The 21,883-nt window shown below is 66.3% G+C and carries 22 protein-coding genes; 16 read left to right on the top strand and 6 right to left on the bottom strand.

From position 1 onward, the window contains the following. Window positions 1-4: 4 nt before the first annotated feature. Window positions 5-2,461 carry a TonB-dependent receptor gene (locus HMF7854_RS13920; RefSeq protein WP_126719749.1) on the bottom strand — a complete coding sequence of 819 codons (2,457 nt, stop codon included), beginning with the start codon at window positions 2,459-2,461 and terminating at the stop codon, window positions 5-7. Window positions 2,462-2,624: 163 nt separating this feature from the next. Between HMF7854_RS13920 and HMF7854_RS13915 the strand changes: the two genes are divergently transcribed. The 5 genes from HMF7854_RS13915 to tatC are packed head-to-tail and all read left to right on the top strand — an operon-like array spanning window position 2,625 to window position 5,527. Further along, a complete protein-coding gene (locus HMF7854_RS13915; RefSeq protein ID WP_126719748.1) occupies window positions 2,625-3,371 on the top strand; it encodes a segregation and condensation protein A in 747 nt (248 codons plus the stop codon). Then, a complete protein-coding gene (gene scpB, locus HMF7854_RS13910; RefSeq protein ID WP_126719747.1) occupies window positions 3,371-3,937 on the top strand; it encodes an SMC-Scp complex subunit ScpB in 567 nt (188 codons plus the stop codon). Before HMF7854_RS13915 ends, scpB begins: the two co-directional genes overlap by 1 nt. 27 nt (window positions 3,938-3,964) lie before the next feature. Continuing rightward, window positions 3,965-4,279 carry a twin-arginine translocase TatA/TatE family subunit gene (locus HMF7854_RS13905; RefSeq protein WP_126719746.1) on the top strand — a complete coding sequence of 105 codons (315 nt, stop codon included), beginning with the start codon at window positions 3,965-3,967 and terminating at the stop codon, window positions 4,277-4,279. Window positions 4,280-4,286: 7 nt separating this feature from the next. Next, window positions 4,287-4,757 (top strand): Sec-independent protein translocase protein TatB, encoded by a 471-nt coding sequence (tatB, locus tag HMF7854_RS13900; protein ID WP_126719745.1) that lies wholly within the window; start codon window positions 4,287-4,289, stop codon window positions 4,755-4,757. Next, complete coding sequence (tatC, locus tag HMF7854_RS13895) at window positions 4,754-5,527, top strand: twin-arginine translocase subunit TatC (protein ID WP_126719744.1); 774 nt, start codon at window positions 4,754-4,756, stop codon at window positions 5,525-5,527. The genes tatB and tatC overlap by 4 nt, the downstream gene beginning before the upstream one ends. 214 nt (window positions 5,528-5,741) lie before the next feature. Here the strand turns inward: tatC and HMF7854_RS13890 are convergent, their stop codons facing one another. Both HMF7854_RS13890 and HMF7854_RS13885 read right to left on the bottom strand, forming a co-directional pair. Further along, a complete protein-coding gene (locus HMF7854_RS13890; RefSeq protein WP_126719743.1) occupies window positions 5,742-7,292 on the bottom strand; it encodes a sensor histidine kinase in 1,551 nt (516 codons plus the stop codon). A gap of 24 nt (window positions 7,293-7,316) precedes the next feature. Next, window positions 7,317-7,562 (bottom strand): NepR family anti-sigma factor, encoded by a 246-nt coding sequence (locus tag HMF7854_RS13885; protein WP_126719742.1) that lies wholly within the window; start codon window positions 7,560-7,562, stop codon window positions 7,317-7,319. Window positions 7,563-7,784: 222 nt separating this feature from the next. Here HMF7854_RS13885 and HMF7854_RS13880 point away from each other — a divergent pair, with 222 nt between their 5' ends. The 3 genes from HMF7854_RS13880 to HMF7854_RS13875 are packed head-to-tail and all read left to right on the top strand — an operon-like array spanning window position 7,785 to window position 9,507. Continuing rightward, window positions 7,785-8,585, top strand: coding sequence for a response regulator (locus tag HMF7854_RS13880; protein ID WP_126719741.1), 801 nt, complete (start codon window positions 7,785-7,787; stop codon window positions 8,583-8,585). A gap of 27 nt (window positions 8,586-8,612) precedes the next feature. Then, window positions 8,613-8,789, top strand: coding sequence for a hypothetical protein (locus HMF7854_RS15865; protein WP_185829345.1), 177 nt, complete (start codon window positions 8,613-8,615; stop codon window positions 8,787-8,789). 25 nt (window positions 8,790-8,814) lie between these two features. Beyond that, window positions 8,815-9,507, top strand: coding sequence for a sigma-70 family RNA polymerase sigma factor (locus HMF7854_RS13875; protein ID WP_239016995.1), 693 nt, complete (start codon window positions 8,815-8,817; stop codon window positions 9,505-9,507). Window positions 9,508-9,592: 85 nt separating this feature from the next. Here the strand turns inward: HMF7854_RS13875 and HMF7854_RS16195 are convergent, their stop codons facing one another. Beyond that, window positions 9,593-9,727 (bottom strand): hypothetical protein, encoded by a 135-nt coding sequence (locus tag HMF7854_RS16195; RefSeq protein WP_275402012.1) that lies wholly within the window; start codon window positions 9,725-9,727, stop codon window positions 9,593-9,595. 113 nt (window positions 9,728-9,840) lie between these two features. On the opposite strand from HMF7854_RS16195, the gene HMF7854_RS13870 reads away from it, so the two are divergent. The 7 genes from HMF7854_RS13870 (at window position 9,841) to HMF7854_RS13840 (ending at window position 19,220) form a co-directional block, all read left to right on the top strand. Next, entirely contained in the window at window positions 9,841-12,513 is a 2,673-nt protein-coding gene (locus tag HMF7854_RS13870; RefSeq protein WP_126719740.1) for a bifunctional [glutamine synthetase] adenylyltransferase/[glutamine synthetase]-adenylyl-L-tyrosine phosphorylase, read from the top strand. Beyond that, complete coding sequence (locus tag HMF7854_RS13865) at window positions 12,513-12,965, top strand: peroxiredoxin (RefSeq protein WP_126720245.1); 453 nt, start codon at window positions 12,513-12,515, stop codon at window positions 12,963-12,965. Before HMF7854_RS13870 ends, HMF7854_RS13865 begins: the two co-directional genes overlap by 1 nt. A gap of 132 nt (window positions 12,966-13,097) precedes the next feature. Next, entirely contained in the window at window positions 13,098-13,883 is a 786-nt protein-coding gene (locus HMF7854_RS13860) for a succinate dehydrogenase iron-sulfur subunit (RefSeq protein ID WP_126719739.1), read from the top strand. A 22-nt stretch (window positions 13,884-13,905) separates the two neighbouring features. After that, entirely contained in the window at window positions 13,906-14,367 is a 462-nt protein-coding gene (locus tag HMF7854_RS13855; protein WP_126719738.1) for a PaaI family thioesterase, read from the top strand. After that, window positions 14,364-15,476, top strand: coding sequence for a cell division protein ZapE (zapE, locus tag HMF7854_RS13850; protein ID WP_126719737.1), 1,113 nt, complete (start codon window positions 14,364-14,366; stop codon window positions 15,474-15,476). The genes HMF7854_RS13855 and zapE overlap by 4 nt, the downstream gene beginning before the upstream one ends. A gap of 81 nt (window positions 15,477-15,557) precedes the next feature. Then, complete coding sequence (locus HMF7854_RS13845) at window positions 15,558-17,390, top strand: methyl-accepting chemotaxis protein (protein WP_126719736.1); 1,833 nt, start codon at window positions 15,558-15,560, stop codon at window positions 17,388-17,390. Between the two features lie 12 nt (window positions 17,391-17,402). Beyond that, window positions 17,403-19,220 (top strand): methyl-accepting chemotaxis protein, encoded by a 1,818-nt coding sequence (locus HMF7854_RS13840; protein ID WP_126719735.1) that lies wholly within the window; start codon window positions 17,403-17,405, stop codon window positions 19,218-19,220. Between the two features lie 6 nt (window positions 19,221-19,226). Here HMF7854_RS13840 and HMF7854_RS13835 read toward each other — a convergent pair whose 3' ends face one another. Then, window positions 19,227-19,766: a phosphatase PAP2 family protein gene (locus tag HMF7854_RS13835; RefSeq protein ID WP_126719734.1), complete on the bottom strand. Its 540-nt coding sequence runs from the start codon at window positions 19,764-19,766 to the stop codon at window positions 19,227-19,229. 120 nt (window positions 19,767-19,886) lie between these two features. Here HMF7854_RS13835 and HMF7854_RS13830 point away from each other — a divergent pair, with 120 nt between their 5' ends. Next, on the top strand, window positions 19,887-21,326 hold the full coding sequence (locus HMF7854_RS13830) for a M20/M25/M40 family metallo-hydrolase (protein ID WP_126719733.1): 1,440 nt from the start codon (window positions 19,887-19,889) through the stop codon (window positions 21,324-21,326). A 45-nt stretch (window positions 21,327-21,371) separates the two neighbouring features. On the opposite strand, the gene HMF7854_RS13825 is transcribed toward HMF7854_RS13830, so the two are convergent. After that, complete coding sequence (locus tag HMF7854_RS13825) at window positions 21,372-21,755, bottom strand: hypothetical protein (RefSeq protein WP_148104708.1); 384 nt, start codon at window positions 21,753-21,755, stop codon at window positions 21,372-21,374. Window positions 21,756-21,883: the final 128 nt, after the last annotated feature.

The raw sequence follows: 21,883 nt of genomic DNA, 5'->3' as shown, positions 1-21,883 counted from the left end.
TTGCTCAGAACGCCTTGCGAACGGTCAGCCCGATCGTCCGCGGCTGCCCGACATTGTAGCCGAGCCGTGCCCGCCCGCCGCGCTCGCGGTCGAGCGAGAGGAGCGGGGTCTTGTTGAACAGGTTGTTGGCGTAGAGCACCGCCTCAAGCCCATTGTCCCACTTCAACCCGACCGAGGCGTTGACGAGGTCGTAGCTCGGCAGCTTGAGCGAGCCGAAGCTGCCGTTGCGCGTCCCGAAGGCGGCAGTGGCCGGGTTGAAAAAGATGAAGTTGAAGTTACCCGCGCCGGTCTCCTGATCGGATGGCTGGGTGAAGCGGTTGCCGACATGCTGGAAGCTGCCGGTCACATACCATTCGCCCGTGCTGCTGAACCGCTGCCCGTAGGTCGCGGTGGCGGCGAGCTGGAACTTGGGAACGGTAGGGAGACGGTTGCCGTCGCGGATGCCGGCGATCACCGTCGGGCTGGCACCGGCGGTCACCACGCTCGAGTCGAACTTCGCCGACTGGACGTTGGTGGCGAGGCTGAGATCGAGTCCCGGCATCGGCGTGGCGTTGATCTCCAGCTCGACGCCGCTGCTGTGCGCCTTGGGCACGTTGAAGACCACGCGTGAGGAGCAGCTGCCGGCGTCCGCCGTCACCTGCAGGTTCTTGATGTCGTTGTAGAAGGCCGCGGCCGTCATGCTCAGCCCGCGGCCGCCCAGCTTGAAGTTCGCCTCATAGTTCCACAGCGTCTCGTCCTTATAGGTCGGACGCCCGCCGTAGGTCTGCGCATCGACGCCGGTCGCGCCGCCGCTGCACAGCGGGATGTTGAGCGGATCGTTGACGCCGCCGAGCCGGAACCCCTTGGCAATCTGGAGATTGACCGCGGTCCGCCGCTGCGGCTCCCAGCTGAGGATCGCGCGCGGGCTGAACCCGTTCGACTTGGTCTTGTCGCCGATCCGGGTGTCGCTGTTCGAGAAGATGCCGCCTGAGATGAAGTCGCGCTTCTCTTTGAAGTCGTAGTAGCGACCCCCGCCGGTCAGCTTGAACTGTCCGAATTTGTAGCTCGCCTCGCCGAACACCGCGGCTTGCTTGATGATGTAGGGCAGGTCGGCGTTGTAGGGCGAGTTGAGAGGGAAGCCGTTAGCGACGGCGGCCGAGACGCCGGCGCCGAGCGCCGCGTCGACGAAGGCGTCGTAACCGGGGGTTGGCAGCCGCTGCGCATATTTGCGGTTCACGTGGCTGTAGAAGCCGCCGAACACCCACTGGAACGGTCCGCTGCCAGTCGAGGCGACACGAAGCTCCTGGCTCCATTGGTTGAGCCGGGTCGTGTCGCGGAGGTTCGACGGCAGGTTGGCCAGTGCCGGCGCGGCGCCTAGCGCGATGATGAACGGCGAAACGGAAACCGAGCCGGTCAAGGCCGACGCGTCGCGGCTGACGAGGATGTTGCGGTGGATGTAGCTAGTCACCGAAGTCAGCTCCGCACCGCCGAAGTCGGCGCTCGCGGTAAGGTCGGCGAGTGTCGTCTTATCGCGAAACTGCTCGCGCAGCTTCAGATACTGGTCGGCACCCCCCAAGCTGCAGGCCGGGGTGAGGAACTGGTTGCAGTATAGATGGTATTCCTCTCGGCGGTTAAAGCCGTTCGCCTTGACATCCTGGTAGACGATGCGCGGGGTCAGCCGGATGCCGGGGGCGGCTTCCCACAGCAGCGAGAGCCTGCCGCCGATCCGATGGCCGTCGTTAATGTTCTTGCCGGCTGCCGGGCCGACCGCGTCAATGAAGCCGGCGTAGTGCGTGGCATAACCCACCGCGCGGATCGCCGCGGTCGCGCCGAGCGGCACGTTGACGGCCGCCTTGACGTGACCGCCGACGTCGCTCTCGTCGACCGTGTTGGCATTGGCCTCGACCAGCCCCTCGACCTTCCCGAGCTTGGGCTGATTGGTGATGTAGCGGAGCGTGCCACCGACGCTGCCCGAGCCGAACAGCGTGCCCTGCGGGCCGCGCAGCGTCTCCACCCGATTGAGGTCAAACAGGTCGAAGTCGGGCGTGAACAGCGACAGCGAGATCACGCTCTCGTCGAGATAGACGCCGACCTGCTCCTTAACGCCCGGTTGGTCGCGGACGATCTGCCCCGCCGAGACGCCGCGGACCGACACCTGGCTCTGACCCGGCCCGAGATTCTGGACGGTAAGGCCGGCGACGTTGCGGCTGATGTCCTCGACCGTCTGCGCATTGGCCCGCTGCAAGTCCTGCTGCGACTGGGCGTTGACCGAGAAGGGGACGTCCTGGACCGTCGTCGCGCGCTTGGTGGCGGTGACGATAATTTCCCCGTCGTTAGTGACTTCCCGTGCCGGCGTCGTCGCGGTCGGGTTGGTCGCCTGCGCGGCGCCCTCCTGGCTCGTCTGCGCCGCGGCAGGCGTGACGAAGGCCAGCGCGGCGCTTCCGACCAGAAGATGGCAGACAAGAGACGTGGTCCGACGCATGATTTTCCCCCTCAAGCTTGTTCCCCGCCGCCAAATTTAGGGGTTTTCCGCCGTGCACGGGAGTGGAAAGTGACAGGAAGGCAATGTTGAGCGATGGATTGTGACTGGTCCGCAACAACTTTGATCAGCTTGTTCGCTGCGGCCGATGCGCTAACCTGCGGCGGTGACCGAGGCCCTTCCGCTTCACGACGCCGATGAGCCGCTGACGCTCAGCCTCGGCTCGTGGGAGGGGCCGCTCGACCTGCTGCTCAATCTCGCGCGGGCGCAGAAGGTCGACCTGCAGCAGATCTCGATCCTCTCGCTGGTCGAGCAATATCTCGCCTATCTCGAGGGCGCTCGTGCGCTGAAGCTGGAGATCGCCGCCGATTATCTCGTGATGGCGGCATGGCTCGCTTATCTGAAATCCTGTCTCCTGCTGCCCAAGGATCCCGAGCAGGACCCCAGCCCTGAGGAGCTGGCACTTCGCCTTCAGCTGCGGCTGCAGCGGCTCGACGCGATGCGCGAGGCGGCGGCGCGGCTGATGGGCGGCGACCGGGTCGGCCGCGACGTCTTCCTCCGCGGCGCGCCCGAAGGGCTGAAGCTCGCGCGCCGCGCCGCCTGGCAGGTCGCCTCGTTCGACCTCTACGCGGCATTCGGGGCTGTGAAGGCCCGCACCGCGCCGGCCATGCACGTCGTCGCCGACCGCGCCGTGATGACGCTCGAAGAAGCAATCGAGCGGGTCGGGCGGCTCGTCGGCAGCCGTATGGACTGGTCGCGCATCGAAAGCTTTCTTCCGGCGACCCAGGACCCGGCCTATCGCCGCTCAGCGCTGGCCAGCTCGTTCGTCGCCGCACTCGAGCTCGCCCGGCAGGGACGGCTCGACCTTCGTCAGGGTGGGCCGTTCGAGCCGCTCGAGGTGAGGGCCGCGTGATGGACGAGTTCGTCCGCGCCGTGGAGGCGACGGTGTTCGCTGCGACCGAGCCGGTCACCCTCGACGAGATCGCGCTGCACGTCGGGGAGGGAGATGTACCCGCCGCGCTCGTCGTGCTGGCGGAAACCTATGCTTCGCACGGCATTCAGCTGGTCGAGCGCGGCGGTCGCTGGCACTTCCAGACGGCGCCCGACCTCGCACACCTGCTTCGCCGAACTCGCGAGGAGCCGCGTCGCCTCTCGCGCGCAGCAATCGAGACGCTGGCGATCATCGCCTATCACGAGCCGGTTAGCCGCGCCGAGATCGAGGCGATTCGGGGAGTCCAGACCGCCAAGGGGACGCTGGACGTGCTGATGGAGGCGGGATGGGTCCGACCGGCCGGGCGGCGCGAGGCGCCGGGGCGGCCGCTGCTCTACGCAACGACGGCCGAATTTCTGCGCCATTTCGGACTTGGCTCGCGCCGTGACCTGCCCGGGATCGACGATCTGAAGGCGGCGGGGCTGCTCGATCCGCTCGACGACGGGCTTATACAACTGCAGCTGGAAAGCGCGGGCGAGGACGACTAGATAGCTCGACCAAAGGAGTTTTCGACAATGGGCTCGTTCAGCCTCTGGCATATCCTGATCCTCGCCATCCTCGTCCTCCTGCTGTTCGGCGGAAATCGCTTCAGCAACATGATGGGCGACCTCGCCAAGGGCATGAAGCAGTTCAAGGCCGGCATGGCCGACGACGAGGAAGAGAAGCGCCGCGATTATGAGCGGCAGCGGTGGGAGCAGCAGCAGCGGCTCGGCCAGACTCCCGATCGTCCGATCGAGGTGAGCTCGACCCGCGCGCCCGACCCGGTCGCGCCGCCTCCGCCGCCGGCGCAGCCGGTGGCACCGCCGCCGGAAGACACCCGCCGCGGCTGATCCCTAGGTGTTCGGGATCGACAGCAGCGAGCTGCTCGTCCTCGCCGTCCTGGCGCTCGTCTTCATCGGGCCCAAGGACCTACCGCGGGTGCTCCACACGGTCGGCCGCTTTTACGGCCGGGCACGGGGCATGGCACGCCACTTCACAGCCGGCATCGAGAACATGATGCGCGAAGCCGAGCTGGAGGAGATGGAGAAGCGCTGGCGGGAGGAGAATGAGCGGATCATGAATCTGCATCCGGCCAATGCCCCTTATCCCGAGCCGGGTGCCGCAGGGCTCGATCCGGCCACGACCATGATGCCGCAGGCAGGCGAGCTAGGCCCGCCGCCGGGCGCGGATGCCGGCCCAATCGGCCTTACCGACACCATGCCCCCGGTAGTCGATCCGGGCCGTCTCGCCGCCCCCGCTCCGTCCAACGGCAGTGACGAAGAGCCGCAGCTTCCGCTGCCGCGCCCGCCCGCCCGGCCGCTGCCATGAAGGACATCGACGACAGCAAGCAGCCGCTATTCGAGCATCTGGTCGAGCTCCGCCGCCGCCTGTTCATCTGTTTGGCGGCGCTGACGCTGACCTTCTTCGTTTGCATGTATTTCGCCAAGCCGATCTTCGCGGTGCTGGTCCAGCCGCTGCTCCGCGCGGGGCAGGGCAAGCTCATCTACACCGACATCTTCGAGGCCTTCTTCGTGGAGGTGAAGGTGGCGGCCTGGGCGGCGCTGATGCTGAGCTTCCCGGTCATCTCGACCCAGCTTTGGCGGTTCGTCGCGCCCGGCCTCTACGCCAAGGAGAAGCGGGCCTTTTTGCCCTTCCTCCTCATGACGCCCTTCTTCTTCATTGCCGGAGCGAGCTTCGCCTATTTCGTCGCGATGCCGTGGGCGCTGAAGTTCCTGCTTGGCTACAGCGGCAACATCGGTGGGGTCCAGCAGGAGGCGCTGCCGGGCGTCGGCAATTACCTCAACTTCGTCACCCGCTTCCTGTTCGGGTTCGGCGCGGCGTTCCTGACGCCCGTGCTGCTGATGATCCTTGAGCGTGCCGGGATCATCACCGTCGAGCAGCTGCAGAAGAGCCGGCGCTATGCCGTCGTCATCGCGGGAGCCGCCGCCGCCGTGCTGACCCCGCCCGACGTGGTCTCAATGCTGCTGCTGCTGGTGCCGCTCTACGGCCTTTACGAGTTCGCCATTCTGGCGATCCGACTGACCCACTGGCGAGCCGCGCGGAAAAAGGCCGGCGAAGGACAGGGTAGCGCCACTTAGCCGTTGGAGCCCGACAGTGTTCGGGCGCCTCTGATGCCAATGAACCCCGGATAGAATTTGGGCCCGAAAACGTCACCGGGGGGGGGAGGGTTGACGTTTCCGGGCCCATGTAAGCGGATAGCGAGAGCGGGGGGGCAAAAGGTCACTATCCGAAGAGTAAAACGGTGTTGGCCGTCCGGGGTTCCGCTGTCCTCGAGAAAATTTACGAAATTATTCAGGATGCCGGAAACACCGGCAGGTCGACACTGTAGCGCCCCAGTTTGCGCTCGAGCGGGGAGCGGAGCTGGCGCGCGAGACCATCGACGATCCGCTCGAACTGCTTGCGCTCCGGGTTCACCTGCTCCTGCCCGGGCACCAGTACCGGGCTGGTCAGGCTGAGCGCAGCGGTGAGGTCACCAGTGCGGCGGAGCACGACCTCGATCGGCTCCTCCGGCTCGTGGAGCATGGCGAACTCGACGATTTCGGTGATCAGGAACGCCGCCGCCACGGCCGCATCCTGGGTCGTGTTGAGGCTCTCGACGTCAAGCTGGATGGAGATGGCGCGCGCGCTGTCCGGCGCACTGCCGCGAAGACCGGCGGCGAGCTCGGTGACTAGCGGGCGAAGCGCGATGCCGCGATTCTCCTCGAGCTCGGCATAGTGATTGCGGTGGACCACCGACAACGCGTCCACGCGGCGCCCGATCGCCGAGTAGGCATCCTTGGCGTCCGGCGTCCCGGCGTTGCGCCCATGGATGTTGAGCAGGCTGGCGACCACCTGGAGATTGTTCTTCACCCGGTGGTGGACCTCGCGGACCAGCCGCCGCTGGCCCTCGAGCGCGACGCCCATTTCGCGCTCGCTGTGTTCGACGCGCTCGACGGCTCGCTCGAACGCTTGGCCGAGCTCGTCGATCTCCTTCGCCGGGCCGCGCCGGTCGGGCAGCGCGAGGGGACCATCGCCCGGCTGGAAGTTGGCGACCGAGCGCTGGAGATGGCGCAGCGGTCGGATCAGCAGCCGCTGCACCAGCCACCAGCTCAGCAGCGACGCCAGCGCCCACATCAGCAGCGGCAGGAAGATGAGCACCCGATCCGCTTCGGCGATCCGCGGCAGCCGGGTGACGCTCGACACGGACAGCTGGTTGTTCGCGATCCGCCGGCTCCGGGTGATGGTCGGCAGCAGTTCGGCGCCCGATGCGACCGGAGAGTCGATCAGCACCATGTCGTGGAGGCTGTCGTTCAGCCCGAAGGTCAGGAAATGCGCACCGCTGGCCAGCGCGGCCTGGCGAAGCTCGGTGTCGGGCAGCGCCCCAGTCGCGGTTCCGTTAATCACTCCGACTTTAAAGAATAGCTGGTGACCATCGTTGCTTACCCAGGTGCGGATGTCGCCCGGCGCGACGAGCAGGTTGTCACGCTGCGGCTGGAAGATCCCGGCCGTACAGAGCTGGAGCCCGTTGGTGTCGCGCAGCGTGAAGTTCCGCCCGACGGCTGGCGTCAGCGCGAGGGTCTGTGCCGTGGTTTGGCAGGGATCGGAGTTGGCTTGGCGAAGCGCGCCGTTTGCGGCAATCCGGAGTGCCAGGGCGTTACGCGCGACGACGCTTTCGACCGACTGGATCGCGCTCCCGGTCTGCGCCTCGGCGCGCTGCTCCAGCGCGCGGTTGGCTTGCGCGACATTGCCCGCCGCGGTCCATGCCAGAACAAGCCCGAACGGCAGCAGCGCCAGCGTCAAAATAAGAAACAGCTTCGAACCCGTCGAGAGACGGTCGAAGCGTCCGCGTAGCGAACCGCTCATTCGCGGTGCGCCTGGCGCCGAAAATCAGCTGAGCTTGCCGAGCAGGTCGAGAAAATCGTTAGGCACGGATTCCTGAAGCGTCTCATCATAAACAGTACGCAGCGCCTTGCCGACGTCGTTCGGCGTCGAACCTCGCTTCTTTCGTTTCGTATCCTCGGAGATGGGCGCGTCGTTTGCGGCATCCGGACGATCTGGCTTGGCCTTCTTGTTGGCACTCAACCTCTCGCCCCCCATCGGCTTGTCTTGAACACGTGAATAGCGCGCCGCCATGACTCTACTAAGCAACCGATTTGGCCCCCTAGATGTCGCTCAGCCGACTCGTCAATCAGCCTTGCTTGGCCGACGAAACCAAACGGTCGATCCTTTGTTCCCCCGTCAGCCAAAAAGCGGTCTTTCGCTCGGGGGTACAATGGGCCGTGGCCTGCAGGGTTGCACAAAGCCCGTCCGCCTCCCAAAAGGAAGATCAATAGTTACACAGGAGCAACTATCGTTATGTCGCTGGGCCAGGAACTTGCGCCGCATCTGCCATTCTTGCGCCGTTATGCGCGTGCCCTGACGGGCAGCCAAGCCCACGGAGACGCCTTCGTTCGTGCCACTCTCGAGGCGATCGTCGCCGCTCCGGACAATTTCCCGCGCGATGTCGAGCCGCGGCTCGGCCTCTACCGCACCTTCCACGCGATCTGGTCAACCGCCAACATTGAGGAGCAGAGCGAGCCGGCGGCCACCGTCGACGGCGCCGAAGGGATCGCACGGGCGCGCCTGTCGCGCATTACTCCGCTGTCGCGCCAGGCGCTGCTGCTCACCGCGCTCGAGGGTTTCTCGTCGAGCGAGGCCGGCTACCTGATCGGTGCGCAGCCGCAGGAAGTCGAGAACCTCGTTTCCGAAGCGCTTGGCGAAATTGAGCGGCAAACCCTGGCGGATGTCCTCATCATCGAGGACGAGCCGATCATCGCGATGGACATTGAGACGATCGTCCGTGACCTCGGCCACAACGTCACCGGTGTCGCCGTGACTCGGGACGAGGCCGTGGCTCAGGCCCGTGCCAACCCGCCGGGTCTGGTGCTCGCCGACATCCAGCTCGCCGACGACAGCTCGGGCATAGACGCGGTCCGCGATATCCTCGCCGAATTCTCGGTCCCGGTGATCTTCATCACCGCCTTCCCGGAACGGCTGCTGACCGGCACCCGGCCAGAGCCGACCTTCCTCATCACCAAGCCGTTTCAGCGCTCGACCGTGAAGGCGGCGATCGCCCAGGCGCTCTTCTTCGACGCCGCAACCGTTCCGGCTGCCTAACGGTGGAACAGCCCCCGAGGCCGCGCGTTGGCCAAGGCAAACAGCAGTTTCGGGGATGTTTTCTTCATGGCTGAACCCACTCAGCACAAGACGGGCACGGAGGCTCGCGCGGGCACCACGCCGCACATGACACGCTATGTTCTGGTCGGTGGATTGGTGCTCGTGGTGGTTGCGTTCGTCCTGATATTGTTCATCGCCCGCTAACACCGTATATTTCCTAGGTGGTGGAATGATCCATAGTGGGGCGGCGGCTCGTGACGAGAGCTGCGCCGAGACCGGGCGGGATAAGTTGAGCGACAGCGACGATCATGACGACACGGCTCCTCGGGCCGAACCGGTTCCGCTGTCGGACCCGGAGTTCAAGGCCGAACTGGCTCAGGTCATCCCTCACCTGCGCGCCTTCGGGCGCTCGCTGTCGGGCAGCCGCGACCTCGCCGACGACCTTGTTCAGGAAACGCTGCTGAAGGCTTGGGCGGCGCGCAAGCGCTTCCAGGCCGGCACCAACATGCGGGCCTGGACCTTCATTATCCTGCGCAACCTATTCCTAAGCCAGATGCGCCGGGCGCGCTTCAAGGGCGAGTGGGACGATGTGACCGCCTCGAAGCTGCTCGCTGCCCCGGCCAGCCAGGATCGCCATGTCGAACTCGGCGACATGCAGCGCGCTCTGCTGCACCTGCCGCAGCCGCAGCGCGAGGCGCTGATCCTGGTCGGGGCCGGCGGCTTTGCCTATGAAGAGGCCGCCGAGATATGCGGCTGCGCGGTCGGCACGATCAAGAGCCGGGTCGCCCGCGGCCGCGTAGCGCTCGAGCAGCTTCTCTCTGGCGGCAAGCTGCCATCTCGCCGCCAGCACAAGAGCGATCCCGACAAGTCGGCGCTCCAGGAAATCATGGGCGAGGTCGACGAGCTCAGCGGCGGCCGCTGAACCTCATTCCTAGCTGACCCAAATCGATTGAGCCGCACAGGTAACCCTGCGCGGCTCTTGAACTTTCGCCATTCCATTCACCGCCTTAGCGGATCCGATCAAGCAGGTCGTCGAACTGGTGGTCGGTCGCGTAGGGCGACGTACTGAACGCCCGCCGGAGTGCAGCAGTCACTCCGGCATGAGCGGGCGGAAGTTCGACACGGATGATCCTTCGATCCATGGTCGTTGCTCCCCTTCCCGGGTTCTTGGGAAATTCGGTCGTCATTTGAATGACAAACGACCGAGGCCAACCGAGGTTTCGCAAAAGTGACTCGTCTGGCATGGGCCTGATGCATGGCGGCAACGCTTGATCGCATCGCGGCGCTCGAACGGGCACGCCGTCATTCCCCTTTCCTGCGGGAGGCGCTGAATGCGCTTCCGGCAGTGAAGGATACCTTTTGCTCCGAGGGTGCTACCGCCGCGCTTGCACTTGCGCGGAGCGAGCCCGACCTCCCTGTCGGGATCAGCCTCCGGCGCCAGCGTCGCGCCCTCGCGTTCGCCGTGGCACTAGGCGATCTCGCCGGCGAGTTCGATCTTGAGACAGCAACTGGTGCCCTGTCCGATTTCGCTGATTTCGCGATCGATGCAGCCGTGCGCACGGCAATTCACGAACGTCTCCCCGACGCCGACCCGAACGGCTTTGCGGTGCTTGCGCTGGGAAAGCTTGGCAGCCGCGAGCTCAACTATTCCTCCGACGTCGATCTCATCCTCCTGTTTGATCCCGACGTGCTGCCGCGGCGCGCTCGGGACGAACCGGGCGAGGCGGCGGTGCGAGTGGCGCGGCGGATGGCGGAGCTGCTGCAGCGCCGTGACGAACATGGTTACGTCCTGCGCGTCGACCTGCGGCTCCGCCCATCCTCAGAGGTCACCCCGGCGGCTCTCCCGGTAGATGCGGCCATCTCCTATTACGAATCGAGCGCCCTGCCGTGGGAACGCGCGGCCTTCATCCGTGCGCGCGCCTGCGCCGGGGACATCGCACTGGGCGAGCGGTTCCTGAGCGAGATCCGGCCGTTCGTCTGGCGGCGCGCACTCGACTTCGGCGCAATCGAGGAAATCCGCTCGATCACCGGTCGCATCCGCGACCGTTATGAGGAAGGTCAGAAGCTCGGGCCCGGCTTCGACCTCAAGCGCGGGCAGGGGGGTATTCGCGAGGTCGAGTTCTTCGCGCAGGTCCAGCAGCTCATCCATGGAGGGCGCGATCCTGCGCTCCGCTCGCCAGCCACGATCCCGGCGCTACAGTCGCTAGCCGCCGCGGGCCACCTCTCGTTCGACACGGCGGCCGCGATGGGCAGCGCCTACCGGCGCCTTCGTACCGTCGAGCACCGGCTGCAGATGGTCGAGGACCAGCAGACCCACCGCCTGCCGCTCGATGCCGAGGCGCTCGACAATGTCGCCGCGCTCGATGGATTGAAAGGCAGCGAAGCGCTGCTTGGGTCCCTGCGGCCGCACGTCGAGCGGGTCGCCGCCGAATTCGGCGAACTGCTTCCCGAGCGAAGCGAGAGGCTATCCGAAACCGGCGCAACGCTGCGGATGGAGCTGGCCCGTCTCGGTTTCGCCGACGCCGAGGCGGCGGCCCGCCGGGTGCAGGACTGGCGGTCCGGGCGGGCCCGCTCTCTTCGCTCGGGACCAGCGCGCTCGGCGTTCGAGGCCATGCTGCCGCTGCTGCTCGGCGAAATCGCGGGAGGTCCGGACCCCAATCACGCACTTAATCGCCTCAGCGATCTGGTCGAGCGGCTGTCGAGCGGCGTGAACTTCTTCCGCTTGCTCGAAGCACGGCCGAACCTTGCCCGCATCTTCGCGCTGGTTCTGGCTCATGCGCCCGTCCTGTCCGACCAGCTTGCACGCCGGCCGGAGCTGCTGGACGGCCTGATCGACCAGAGCAGCCTCGATCCGCTCCCGGCGCTGGACGACCTTGTCGCCGCCCTGCGGCGCAGGATCGCTGCCGAACCGTTCGACGCGGCGCTCGATCGTGCCCGTCGGTTCGTTAACGAGCGCCGCTTCGCGCTCGGCGTTCAGCTTGTTTCCGGGGAGCGCGACCCGCTCGCGGTAGCGGAGCAATATGCCGATCTTGCCGAGGCGGCGATCATCATCCTGTCGGAACGGACTTCGGCTGAGTTCGCCGAGCGCCACGGCCGGGTCGAGCAAGGCGAGTTGCTGATCCTGGGGCTCGGGCGGCTCGGGGGTCGCCGGCTCACCCATGCTTCCGACCTCGATCTCATCTTCCTCTACGACGCTCCCGCCGGTGCCCGCTCAGCGGGCGAACGGCAGCTCAGCGCCACCGACTATTACAACCGACTGGCGCCGCGGATCGTCGCCGCGCTCAGCGTCGGCACGGCGGCGGGTCCGCTCTACGATGTCGATACCCGCCTTCGCCCGCAGGGCAGCAAGGGGATGCTGGCGGTCAGCCTCGATGGCTTCCTGGACTACCAGGCGAGAGAGGCCTGGACCTGGGAGCACATGGCGTTGTGCCGGGCTCGGCCGGTCTTCGGCTCCGTCGTCGGACGCGAGCGGTTGGAGGCTGCGATCCAGACGCTGCTGACGACGCCTCACGATGCTGCGAAGGTGCGGAGCGACGCCGGCCGGATGCGCAGCGAAATGGCCCGCCACAAGCCACCGGCCGGTCCGCTCGACATCAAGCTGGGTCCGGGAGGCCTGGTTGATCTGGAGTTCGCCGTTCACACGCTTCAGCTGACGACCGGACAGGCGCTCTATCCCCGGGTCGGGGCGGTATTGGCGGCGCTGACCGCGGCCGGGCTGCTCGACGAGACCGCGGAGGCTGACGGCAAGCTGCTGACCCGGCTCCTCGTCGTGCTCCGCCTCGTCGCACCGGAGGGTGAGCCGGCGCCGCAATCGCGGTTGCTGGTCGCGACTTTGTGCGGGCACGAAAGCTGGAACGGCTTGCTTGAAGCGCTCGGCGCGGCGCGGCAGAGGGTCGCGGAGCGCTGGGCTCGAGTGAAGGAGGGATGATGATCGACCAAGGACAGAAGGCGCCGGCGCTGCGCCTGCCGCTGAGCGATGGCAACGAACTCGACCTCGCTGCGCCGGGTGGCAAGCTCGTGCTCTATTTCTACCCCAAGGACGATACGTCCGGCTGCACCCGCGAGGCGCAGGACTTCACCGCGCTCGCCGGCGATTTCGCCGCCGCCGGTACGAAGGTCGTCGGCGTATCGCGCGACGACATGAAGAAGCATGCCAAGTTCATCGACAAATATGAGCTGAAGGTGCCGCTGGCGACGGATCCGGGCGCGGTGAGCGAGGCGTTCGGGACCTGGATAGAAAAGTCCATGTACGGCCGCAAATATATGGGCATGGAACGTTCGACCTTCCTGATCGATGCGGACGGCACGGTTCTCGAAGCCTGGCGCAAGGTGAAGGTGCCGGGTCATGCGGCCGAGGTGCTGGCCGCCGCGCGGGGCTGATCAGCGTCTTAGCCAGCTCGGCATCGGGCTTGGGCTGACGACCGACAGGAATTAACCGGGTGCGGTCAGGCGGGATTTGAAACGCCTACCGCCGCATGCTAGCGGCCGGGCCAAGTCTTAAGGAGCATGGCCTTGGCCGAGTTCAGCCTTCCCCAGAACAGCAAGATCAGCGGCAAGGGTCGCGAGTTCCGCGCGCCGGCCGGTGCCAAGCGGGTCAAGAAGCTCAAGGTCTACCGCTACGATCCCGACACCGGCGCCAATCCGCGGTATGACCGCTACGAGCTCGACCTCGACCAGACTGGGCCGATGGTCCTCGACGCGCTGATCAAGATCAAGAACGAGGTCGATCCGACCCTGACCTTCCGCCGCTCCTGCCGCGAGGGGATCTGCGGCAGCTGCTCGATGAACATGGGGGGGCGCAATGGTCTCGCCTGCACGACGGCGCTTGAGGACATCAAGGGCGAGATCACTATCACCCCGCTGCCGCACATGGACGTGGTAAAGGACCTCGTTCCCGACCTCACCCACGCCTATGCGCAGTACAGCTCGATCCAGCCTTGGCTGAAGACGATTACGCCGGCGCCTTCGGGCAAGGAGCGGCTCCAGTCGCCCAACGACCGCGAGAAGCTCAACGGCCTCTACGAGTGCATTCTCTGCTTCTGCTGCCAGACGAGCTGCCCGAGCTACTGGTGGAACAGCGACCGCTTTCTCGGCCCGGCGATCCTGCTCCAAGCGTATCGCTGGCTCGCCGACAGCCGCGACGAGATGACCGGCGAGCGGCTCGACCAGCTCGAGGACCCGTTCCGCCTGTATCGCTGCCACACGATCATGAACTGCGCGAACGTCTGTCCCAAGGGGCTGAACCCGGCCAAGGCGATTGCCGAGACCAAGAAGCTGATCGCCGAGCGCGCGGCCTGATCGAGGGCGGCGAGGGTTGGCGATGGACGACGCGAGCCCGCCGCTGCCTCAGCGCGCGGTAGAACATCCCGATCATCCGGGCTGGTACTGGAATGGCCCGCTTCCACGCAGCAGCTTCGCCGCAGCGACCGGTCCGATGATCTACCGGCCCGACGGTCCGGGGCGGGGCATCGTCCGCATGTTCCCGACCGAGGGCCACCTCAACATGGGCGGGTCGCTGCACGGCGGCGCGGTGATGAGCTTCATCGACATGAGCCTCTTCATCGGCGGCCACTGTGCCGGGATGAAGCGCGGCCATTTCGTGACACTCGACCTCACCACCCATTTCCTGGGTCGCGGCCGACCCGGTGAGCCGCTCGACGCGCATGTTGAGCTGATCAAGGAGACGCGCAGCTTCTCCTTCCTTCAAGGCGTGGTGCGCCAGTCCGACCAGCCCTGCTACAGCTTCGCCGGCACGCTGAAGCGGGTACGCGAGCGCTCGTGACCGGGCCGGTCGATCCCGCCTACCGGCAGCTCGTCGCGGCGGGCGAGCTGAAGCCCGATTCCGACCAGGCGTGCGCGGTGGCGGCGCTCGACCGGCTCGCGAACGATCTCGCCCGGCCCCGCAGCGGCTTCTTCGGTCGGCTCTTCGGCAAGGCCGAGGCCCCGGTGTGCGGCGTCTATCTGTGGGGCGGGGTGGGGCGCGGCAAGTCGATGCTGATGGATCTCGCCTACGAGCGGATCCCGGTCGAGCCGAAGCGCCGTGCACATTTCCACGCGTTCATGCTCGACGTTCACCAGCGGCTCCACGAAGCTCGCAGGAGCGAGGAGGGCGACCCCGTCCTGCGCGTCGCCGCCGACCTCGCAGCCGAGGCACGGCTGCTCTGCTTCGACGAGATGGTGGTGAACAACAGCGCCGACGCGATGATCATGTCGCGGCTGTTCACCGCCATGCTCGACGAGGGCACCACGGTGGTGACGACATCCAACCGCCCGCCGCAGGACCTCTACAAGGATGGCCTGAACCGCGAGCTGTTCCTCCCGTTCATCGATCTGATCGGGCGGCGAATGCAGGTGGTGCCGCTCAACGGCCCGACCGACTATCGCCTCGACCGCATGCAGGGGGTCGACACCTGGCATGTCCCCAACGGACCGGCGGCAACCGCGGCGCTCTCGCAGGCCTTCTTCCAGCTCACCGACTATCCAGTCGAGGACCGCGCTAACGTCCCCACCGAGGAGCTGGACGTTGGCGGCGGCCGGACGCTGCACGTCCCCAAGAGCCTCAAGGGTGTCGCGGTCTTCTCCTTCAGGAGATTGTGCGGCGAAGCCCGTGGTGCGGCCGATTATCTCGCCATTGCGCGCCGCTTCCATACGGTGATCATCGTCGGCATTCCGGTAATGGGACCGGAAAGCCGGAACGAGGCGGCCCGCTTCGTGACGCTGATCGACTCGCTTTACGAGCATAAGGTCAAGCTGCTCGCGGCGGCCGATGCGGAGCCCGCCGACCTGTACCCCGCTGGCGATGGACGCTTCGAGTTCGAACGGACTGTGAGCCGTCTCGAGGAGATGCAGAGCGCTGCCTATCTTGCCGAGGGTCACGGCACGGCCGACTAGGGAAAGGCGCCGCTCGCGACCGCGCCGCCAGTCAGCCTTCCTATAAGTGCGGGAGAGAAGCTCTCCAGCGAAGGCCCCTCCATGAACATCAAGCGCCTGGTTCAAATCGCCGCCGCCGCCCTGCTCGGCACCATGCTCGTCTGCGCGGTCGTCTTCACCATGGGGATCAACTCGATCCGCATCGGGGGAAGTCACGAGCGGCAGATCGAGCGCGCCAGTGCGCTCGAAGCCGACCTGCTCCCGCCGCCTTTATTCGTCGTCGAGCCCTACGCGGTCGCGATGGAAGGCCTGAATCATCCCGAACGGGCGGCGGAGACGATCAGTCGGCTCGAGGCAATGCATAAGCAGTATGAGGATCGAAAATCATACTGGAAGACGGCCGACGTCAGCGACACCATTCGCGCAACGATCGAGGGATCATCGATGAAAGCCGGCGACGCCTTCTGGGCGGTGATCAACGACAGGACGATCCCAGCGCTCCGGCGCAATGATCCGGCTTCGACCGGGCCTGTGCTCAATGCCATGTCTGCGGCTTACCACAACCAGAAAGGCCAATTGGACGAGTCGCTGCAGTCAGTCGCCAAGTTCAAGACCGAGACCCTCGACTCCTCCAAGTCGGCGCTGACCTGGACGGCGTCGCTGCTGATCGGGCTGGGTCTGCTCCTGTTTGCCGGGCTCATCTTCTGCGCGGTTCTGCTGATGCGTCGCGTGATCGATCCGCTCGGGCGCGTGGCCGATGTGACGACCGAACTGGCCGATGGTCGCAACGTCCCGGTACCCTTCACCGATCGTCATGACGAGCTCGGCGCCATGGCCCGCGCCGTGGACCATTTCCGCGAAAGCGCGAACATCCGCGCCGAACGCGACGCCAAGGACTCCGCCGAGAAGAAGGGTGTGGCCGACGCGCTTGGCGAGATGTTGGCGGTGATGGCCGACGGCGACCTGCGCAAGCAGCTCAACGTCGTCTTCCCCGGCAGCTACAAGGAGATCGGCGAGAGCCTCAACAAGGCGATCGGAGCGCTCCGCTCGATGGTCCAGCAAGTGGTGCTCAACGCCACCTCGATCCGCTCCGCCGCGGGCGAGATCTCGGCCGCCTCGCAGGATCTGTCCGAGCGCACCCAGTCCAACGCCGCCGCGATCGAGGAGACCACCGCCGCGCTCGCGAATGTCGACAGCCGCATCGCTTCCACCCGCGATGCCGCGGAAAGCACCGCCCAGTCCGCCTCGCGCGCCAAGAGCGCAGTCGACCAGGGTCGTTCCAAGGCCCAGTTCGCCGCCGCGACGATGGAGGAGGTGCGCGAGTCCGCCGCCAGCGTTGACGGGGTCATGGAAGCGCTCGACAAGATCGCCTTTCAGACCCGCGTTCTCGCGATGAACGCCGCGGTCGAGGCCGGGCACGCCGGAGAGGCCGGCAAGGGGTTCGCAGTGGTCGCCGACCTCGTTTCGCAGCTCGCCGCCCGCGCGGAGGAGGAAGCCCGCAAGGCCCGCGAGCAGCTGACCGCCACCTCGGCCAAGATCGGCCAGGCGGTGACCAGCGTGGGCGAGGTCGAGCAGGAGTTTGCGGGCATCGTCGACGATGTCGCCAGCGTCACCGAGCTGGTCGAGCGGCTGACCGAGGACGCCCGCGCCCAGGCCAGTGCGGTTACCGAAATCAGCGCCGCGATGCGCCAGATGGACGTCTCGACGCAGCAGAATGCTGCCATGGTCGAGCAGACCAGCGCCGCCGCCGGGAGCCTCCTCGCCGACGCGCAGAAGTTGGTCGATCAGGCTGAGACATTCAAATGGGATCGCCGCATGCGCCAGAAGGCGGTGCCGTTCGAGCGTCGCGGCCGCACCGCGCAAGAGGTCGCCAGTATCAATGCGGTGCACGCCGAGCAGGCTTCGCTCGAGCAGCGCCTCTCCGACGCCGCCTAGACGAGCCCGGGCATGTCGATCCAGCGCTCCGTTCAGATCGCCGCCGTCACCCTGTTCGGCACACTGCTGATCGCCATCATCGTCTTTACGCTGGACGTAAACGCGATTCGGATAGGCGGGTCGCGGTACGACGAGCTTCGCGACAGCTACCATCTGGAGGCGAACAGCCGGTCGCCCGCCCTCTACCTCGTCGAGCCGTTCCTCGAAGCCAACGAGCTCCTGTCAGACCCTGGGCATGAGCAGGCTCACGCCAGAAAATTAGGCGAGCTGCACAAGCTTTTCGATGACGAGCATCGCGAATGGATGGCCCTGCCGCTGACGGCGAAGCTGAAGATAATGATCGGATCGACCACCTATGTACCGGCGCAGCAGTTCTGGACGGTCATCGAGACGCGATTGCTGCCGGCGATCAAGCAGGGTGACCGCGCCGCCGCCGCCTCAGCTCTGGCCGATGCCCGCAAGCTGTTCGCCGAGCACCAGGCGGCGGTTCTCCCCTATCTTGAGGAGATCGACGTCTACCAGGACGAACTGATCGACGCCGCCCGCGCCCGGATGCGCTGGATCGCGGCGGTGCTCGGGACGCTCGCCTGCCTGCTGCTGGTCGGGCTGGGTGTCGGATCGTGGCTGATGATTAGGCGCCTCGTTCAACCGCTGGCGGAACTCAGCGAGGTCACGTCCCAACTTGCCGCCGGGCAGGACCTACCGGTTCCGCATACCGCCGGTGACCAGGAACTCGGCCGGATGGCCCGCGCCGTGGAGCATTTCCATCGGAGCGCGCTGGAAAGGGCGGCGACCGATGCCCGCGACAGCGCCGAGAAGAGAAAGATGATCGACGCCCTCGCCGACGTGCTGATGCGCATGGCGGATGGTGATCTCCGCAAGTCGCTGAACTTCGATTTCTCGGGCGAATACCGCTCGATTGGCGAGAACCTCAACCTCGCCGTCAACACGCTCCGGACCATGGTGCAGAACGTCGTCTCGAACGCGACATCAATTAGCGGGTCGGCGGCGGAGATCAGCGCCGCCTCGGCCGACCTGTCGACGCGCACGCAGTCGACCGCCGCAGCGCTGGAGGAAACCAATGCTGCCCTATCCCAAGTCGATACCCGGCTGGCCTCGTCGCGCGATGCTGCGGAGAGCACGGCGATGTCGGCGTCCCGGGCCCGCACGGCGGTCGACCAGGGTCTCGCTAGGGCCAGACGCGCCGCACAAGTGATGGAGCAGGTCCGCGGATCGGCGGCGAGCGTCGACGGGGTCATGGAAGCGCTCGACAAGATCGCCTTCCAGACCCGCGTGCTGGCGATGAACGCGGCGGTCGAGGCGGGTCACGCGGCCGAGGCCGGGAAGGGCTTCGCGGTGGTCGCGGATCTGGTCTCGCAGCTAGCGGTCCGCGCCGAGGCGGAAGCCCGCGAAGCGCGCGAGCAGCTGACAGCCACCACCGCGCGTATCGACGAGGCGGTGACCAGTGTCGCCGAGGTCGAGCAGGAGTTCGGCAGCATTGTCGGTGATGTCGCCACCGTGGCGGAGCTGATCGGGCAACTCGCCGAGGACAGTCGTGCCCAGACGATCGCCATCGGCGAGATCGGCGTCGCGTTGCGGCAGATGGACACGGCAACCCAGCAGAATGCTGCCATGGTCGAACAGACCTCCGCGGCGGCGTCCAGCTTGCTCGACGACGCCCGGACGCTGGTCGGCCACGCCGACAAGTTCCAATGGGAGCGGCGGCACGAGCAGCTGCCCGTCACGGTGGATCGCCGCGCGCCGGCAGGCTCGGGTCGAACAAACGAGGCGTTGCAGCCCGAGGCTGGAGCGTTCCGCTCGGCCGCCTAGCCCCTCCTAGAAGCGCATTGCGAACGTCGCTCCGCCGCCATGGGCATCGCCCCAGGGCAGCCAGCGGACGCGGTCATCCTTGCGGCGAGTCAGGAGCCAGCCCGACGCTTCACCGATTACCGCGCCGGCGACCACGTCGTGAACGAAGTGCTTCTTCGCCCCGACGCGTGCGACACCAACGAATGCCGCGACCAGGTGCGCCGGAAGGCCGACCTGCCAGCCGTAGCGCTTCTCCAGGCTCGCGGCTGCAGCGAAGCTCACCGACGTGTGCCCGGACGGGAAGCTCTGGTTGTCGCTGTTGTCCGGCCGCTCTTCGTGGATCGTGTGCTTGAGGATCTGGGTCGCGCCGAACGCCGCGCCCATCGACAGGGCTGCCTGGGCATCGCCGTTCCAGTCGCCCTGCACCGCCGGGAAACCGAGAGCCACGACGACGAGGGCGTCGCGACCGATGGAGCTGGCCTGGTCCCACGCGTGATGGCTCGCCGCGGCGGCGGGGCTGCTCGCAGCGACGATGGTCGCAGCGGTGATGAACGGAATGATGCGCATGCAACACGTCAGCGCCCGAACGTTGCAGGCGACAACTTACGACTTTGTCATGTTCACGGCCTGGTTGACGAGGGCGTGGCGGAGCCTAGCCTTTGCCATTAACTCGAACCGGAGCTTCGCATGATCCTTCGCCGCTCGCTTCCTGCCCTCCTGTGCGCGGGGCTGTCCGCTCCGGCACTCGCCGCGCCGAACCCGGTCGCAGTGCCAACCAAGCTGGACCCGGCATGGCAGGCTCGTGCCCGCGCGCTCTACAAGGCGGTGATCGAGGTGCCTTCGGTCTCGGGGCGGGGGCTGGTGCCGAAGGTCGGCGACCTGCTGGTCAAGGAACTCACCGCCGGCGGCATTCCCGCGAGCGACATCGTGCGATTGCCATACAAGGGTGTGGCCGGCGATCAGACGCAGGTCGTGGTGGCCCGCTGGCGATCGCCCCATCCAACCAAGAAACCGATCCTCGTTCTGGGGCACATGGACGTGGTCGAGGCGAAGCGCGAGGATTGGAAGCAGGACCCGTTCGTCTTCGCCGAGCGCGACGGCTACTTCTACGGCCGTGGCGCGTCCGACATGAAGGACGGGGTGGTCGGCACCACCATGGCGGTGCTCAAGCTTAAGCAGTCCGGCTTCGTGCCCGACCGTGACATCATCCTCTTCTATTCGGGCGACGAAGAGACCCAGGGCAAGGGCGCCGAACTGGGCGCGACCCAATGGCGCAAATACACGGACGCGGAGTTCGGGCTCAATGCGGACGGCTCGTCCGGCGCCTTCCGCCGCGACGGCACGCCGCTTGGCTTCAGTCTCACCACGTCGGAAAAGACGTTCCAGACCTATTTCCTCACCGTCCGCAATCGCGGCGGTCATTCCAGCCGGCCGCGCCCGGACAATGCGATTTACGAACTCGCCGACGCGCTCAAGAAGCTGCAAAACCATCGCTTCACGCCGATGATGAACGACACGACCAAGGCGTATTTCACCGCTCGTTCGACGCAGGAGAAGGGCGCGCTGGGCGACGCGATGCGGCGCTGGGTCGCCAACCCCAACGATGGCCAGGCGGCTGATGTCATCGAGGCGAGTGACACGGAAGTCGGCCTGACCCGCACCCGCTGCGTCGCCACGATGCTGAAGGGCGGCCATGCCGACAATGCGTTGCCGCAGATGGCGCAGGCGACGGTCAACTGCCGCATCTTCCCGGGCGTTCAGCCCAGTGCGGTACAGGCTGAACTTCAGCAAACGGTCGGGCCCAATGTCGAGATTGTCCCCGATCCCAATTTCATCGGCGTGCCGACGCCCGCATCGCCGCTGCGCCCCGACGTGCTCAAGGCGTTCAGCGACTCCGTGCACAGGCTGCATGGTGCCAGCCTGATGATCATCCCCAGCATGTCGACCGGGGCCAGCGACGGAAGCTTCTTCCGCGCCAAGGGCATCCCCGTTTACGACGTAAACGGCAGCTGGATCATCTCGCCCGAGGACGAGCGCGCGCACGGACTCGACGAGCGCCTGCCGGTCAGCGCCTTCTACGACAATGTTCTCCATTGGGAAAATCTGCTGCGCGCCCTGGCGAGCTGAGCGGCGGTCCTCCCCCGGACGCCAGTCCGGGGAAGGAGATCGGGCTTAGCGCAGCAAGCCCTGGATCACCTGCTGGATCACCGAGGTCCGGGGATCGACGCCGTACAGGTAGCCGTCATTGTAGTAATAGCGGTAGTTCTGGTTGAGGTCGTAGCGATCCCGCCAGTCGCGCGGGATCCGGTTGTAGCTGTAGTAATTGCCGTAGCCCGACTGCCAGCGGTCGCCGCGGCTCCACCGCTTCTTGTACTGGCCCGGCGGCATGCAACCGTTGTGCTTCTTGGCGAGACCGGGCGGGCAGCCGCGATCGTCGTTCCAGCCATGGTCGCGATCGCCACCGCGGCCATGACCATGGCCGTGGTCGGGGTCGGCGAGCGCCGGGGTTCCGGCCAGGAGTGCCGAGGCACCGGCGAGCATCAGAAGTTTGTTCATCATTTAGCCTTTCTACTCGGGCGGTGGTGAACCGGCGCTTGGCGCCGCGTTCATGGGCCCTGCAGGCGGGATTGTTCCGCCCAGTGAACATTCAACGTCATAAATGGCGGAGTGTTTCCGGCCCTGCC

This window comes from Sphingomonas ginkgonis (assembly GCF_003970925.1).
Taxonomy (GTDB): Bacteria; Pseudomonadota; Alphaproteobacteria; order Sphingomonadales; family Sphingomonadaceae; genus Sphingomicrobium; species Sphingomicrobium ginkgonis.
This window is presented reverse-complemented; position numbering and strand designations above follow the sequence as displayed.